We start from the raw sequence: 3,268 nt of genomic DNA, 5'->3' as shown, positions 1-3,268 counted from the left end.
CTCTTGAATGATCTTCTCCTTGAACTCATCAGAATACTGGCGTGACTTCATTTGGAAACCCTCCCTGACTCAATACTATCATAGTGCAAAGGGTTTCTCCAAACTCATTGCGGGGCCCTTAGGGTTACTGAGTACTGCCATAGGGTTAGTAGCTTGTGTCTATATAGACCAGCCGTTCAACAGGATAACGTTGTTTGATGAAACACTAGAGTTAAGCAGTTTCGTTGTTTCGACAGACTTGGGTGTTCGTTTCTTCGTGGAGGGGAGTGCTTCAGAAGAGGTTCGCCTAACCAAGTGCTGGATAAAGGCTCGTCCCGAAGAGCTTCCTGAGGGTTTTGTGGTACGGATCTGGGAGAGCGCTACGAAGACTGGTGGCTATTCTATAATAGTCAGATCCGATGGGCATGCCAAAGGGGATGATGCTTGGGTGACAATTCCCCTCGGTGAAGGGGTCCAGCTACAGCCTGGTAAATGGTATGTTATTGGGGTGACGGTTGTCGATGGACAGTTGGCGGCGAACAAAGACGGCGCTTTCTACGTAGAAACCAGTCCGATTGTCTCAGTTGAGCCACTGCAGTTGAAAGATGTGGACGATGATAATTTTACCATCGTACGCGTGATAACGCCTCCACTAACGCTCGGTATTAATGCAGAGTTTGAGTTTAGGTAGCTGATTGTTTCATCTGAAGTGATGGTCGTTTCGTCAATCCAACCGACTCGAATCAATAAAGAATGAGCCATGTGATCCCGATGCACGGCTCATTCTTTATTGTTTAATGATTGATTCAACTCCATGTGTGTTGAGACTATTTCCAGGTATCGGCCCGCCATGTGGGTTAGCTTTGACGCTTACAATTGACCGATTTGCCCATAAAACGATCTTTCTCAACATGAATGGCCCGAGTTGCCGCCTCGATGTTGGACCGAGTGCCAAACCCACCTGACTCCAAATCGGCACCCCTAATGCCATTGCGGGGTGGCGCAAACTCTGAGTAGCAGAATGAGCTATGTGCCAGGATCACATGGCCCATTCTTTAATGATTGATTTCAAATTTGCCTAAGGATCCGGCCGCGAGTTAAAAAGTTCCCGGAAAGGATCTTATTTTTGATCTGGATCAAAGTAATCTCCCGGCTTTTTTCGTATACTTAAACCACAAAACAAAAAGGAGGTTGCAGAAATATGGCAAAGAAGACTTATCAGTTGAAGACGCTCGCTTGCCCCACTTGCGCGGCGAAGATTGAGAGTGTGTTGAAGAAGACCGCTGGGGTACAAGAAGTGGAAGTGTTGTACAACAGTTCCCGGGTGAGGGCCGAGTTTGACGAGAGTGTGGTGACTTCGGAGGAGCTTAAAGGGAAAATCGAAGGATTGGGATATCAAGTTCTGTCCGAAAAGTAAGCGAGGAAAGGGGGTGCCTGGGATGTTCAGACTAAGTAGGAGACAGATTGTATGGATTTCCGGGACTATGGCAGGGGTTTCCTTTATCCTTAAGAACCTGATCGGTTATGAGCCCTTGACCATCATCCTGATGTTGGGAGTTACGGTCATCGCGGGTACCTCCATTTTTAAGAGAGCCATCGGGGCACTACGGTATAAAGTAGTAGGTATTGACACTCTGGTCAGCGTCGCAGTCCTCGGGGCCCTCAGCGTCGGGGAATATTGGGAAGCCGCCGCAGTTACGTTCCTGTTTACCTTGGGGGATTACTTGGAGTCCCGTACCATCGAAAAGACCCGTTCCTCCATTCGGGCGTTGATGGATTTAGCGCCGGATACGGCCCGAGTTCGCAAAGATGGGGTGGAGACCATTGTTTCTCCTGAGGAAGTAGAACAGGGCGATTTAGTGGTGGTGAAGCCAGGGGAGAAGATTTCTGTGGACGGGACGATCGTGGAAGGTTCCGCGTACATTAATCAGGCCGCCATTACAGGGGAATCAATCCCGGTGAGTCGGACCCTAGATGAAAGGGTATTCTCCGGGACGATCATTGAATCGGGGTATCTTGTGATCCAGGCGGAACAAGTGGGGGACGATACCACCTTTGCCCGTATCCTACATCTGGTGGAAGAGGCCCAGGACAAGAAAGCTAAAACCCAGAAGTTCCTAGAGAGATTCTCCCGTTGGTATACTCCGGCGATTATCTTGCTCTCTGCAGTCCTATTCATCATCACGCGAGATATTCGTTTAGCTTTGACACTATTGGTTATTTCTTGTCCCGGCGCCCTGGTGATTTCCACTCCCGTTTCCATTGTTGCCGGCATCGGTAACGGTGCAAAACGCGGTGTCTTGATTAAAGGCGGGGAGATCATTGAGAAGCTGGGGACTGTCCGGGTAGTGGCCTTCGATAAAACCGGCACCTTGACCGAAGGACGTCCGGGAGTTACCCGGGTGAAGGCATACGGAATCGATGAAGCCGAACTCCTCAGCATTGCGGCCAGTGGCGAGTCCTATTCGGAGCACCCCTTGGGCAAGGCAATTATTGCCGAAGCGGAAAAAAGAGCAGACACCGCCATTCGAACGCCTGAAGATGTAGAAATGATGATCGGCCAAGGGATTGGCTTCAGTCTTGATGGCAACCAGTATTATATTGGGAATCGGAAGCTCTTCCAAGACCAAGGAGTCGATTTATCCGATTACGAATCCTACCTAGAAAGCGAAGAGGAAAAAGGACAGACCGCAGTAATCATTGGTACGCAAGATGCGATCTACGGTATCATTTCTATCGCGGACACTATTCGTGAGGATGCCGCGACATTAGTCGCCGACTTGAAGGCCCAAGGTGTCAAACGCACTGTCATGCTCACCGGAGACAATCGTTTAGCAGCGGGATATGTTGCAGAAAAAGTCGGGATCGATGATTTCTACAGTGAACTTCTTCCCGAGGAAAAGGTGCAGGCTCTCGAAGAATTACGGAAGAAGCACGGTACAGTGGCGATGGTGGGCGATGGGGTCAACGATGCGCCAGCTTTGGCCACGGCAGATCTGGGGATTGCTATCGGTGGGGCCGGGACCGATGTAGCGATGGAGACCGCAGATGTTGTGCTGATGAGCGCGGACATCCATAGGCTTTCCTATGCGGTGGGACTGAGTCGGGCTACGGTGCGCAATATTCGACAGAACATTGGATTTGCCCTCCTAGTGGTGGGAGTCTGAGGTTTTGACATAAGGTTTGTGGGGTTGGGACGGTTTTTCGTTGTCGCGAGAAAAAGTTCTGTGGCGTTGCAGGAGATCCAGAAAATTCCGCGAACTTATCAGATAATTGCAGTTTCGCGGAG

The 3,268-nt window shown here is 50.0% G+C and carries 3 protein-coding genes; all 3 read left to right on the top strand.

Annotated features, from left to right (window positions below; genetic code table 11):
- Positions 1-238 precede the first annotated feature (238 nt).
- The 3 genes from GXX57_11560 (at position 239) to cadA (ending at position 3,146) form a co-directional block, all read left to right on the top strand.
- Positions 239-670, top strand: a complete 432-nt coding sequence (locus GXX57_11560) for a hypothetical protein (protein ID HHV45280.1) — start codon at positions 239-241, stop codon at positions 668-670.
- Positions 671-1,180: 510 nt separating this feature from the next.
- Positions 1,181-1,396, top strand: coding sequence for a heavy-metal-associated domain-containing protein (locus tag GXX57_11555; protein HHV45279.1), 216 nt, complete (start codon positions 1,181-1,183; stop codon positions 1,394-1,396).
- A 22-nt stretch (positions 1,397-1,418) separates the two neighbouring features.
- On the top strand, positions 1,419-3,146 hold the full coding sequence (gene cadA / locus GXX57_11550; GenBank protein ID HHV45278.1) for a cadmium-translocating P-type ATPase: 1,728 nt from the start codon (positions 1,419-1,421) through the stop codon (positions 3,144-3,146).
- Positions 3,147-3,268 lie beyond the last annotated feature (122 nt).

Source organism: Bacillota bacterium (assembly GCA_012839765.1).
Classification (GTDB): Bacteria; Bacillota; Limnochordia; order DUMW01; family DUMW01; genus DUMW01.
Note: the sequence above shows the minus strand (reverse complement) of the source record. Positions and strands in the feature narration are given on the sequence as shown.

What these genes read in the sequence shown, in the direction of transcription:
- GXX57_11555 (HHV45279.1), top strand. Translation starts at nt 1,181, where the DNA reads ATGGCAAAGAAGACTTATCAGTTGAAGACGCTCGCTTGCCCCACTTGC.
- cadA (HHV45278.1), top strand. Translation starts at nt 1,419, where the DNA reads ATGTTCAGACTAAGTAGGAGACAGATTGTATGGATTTCCGGGACTATG.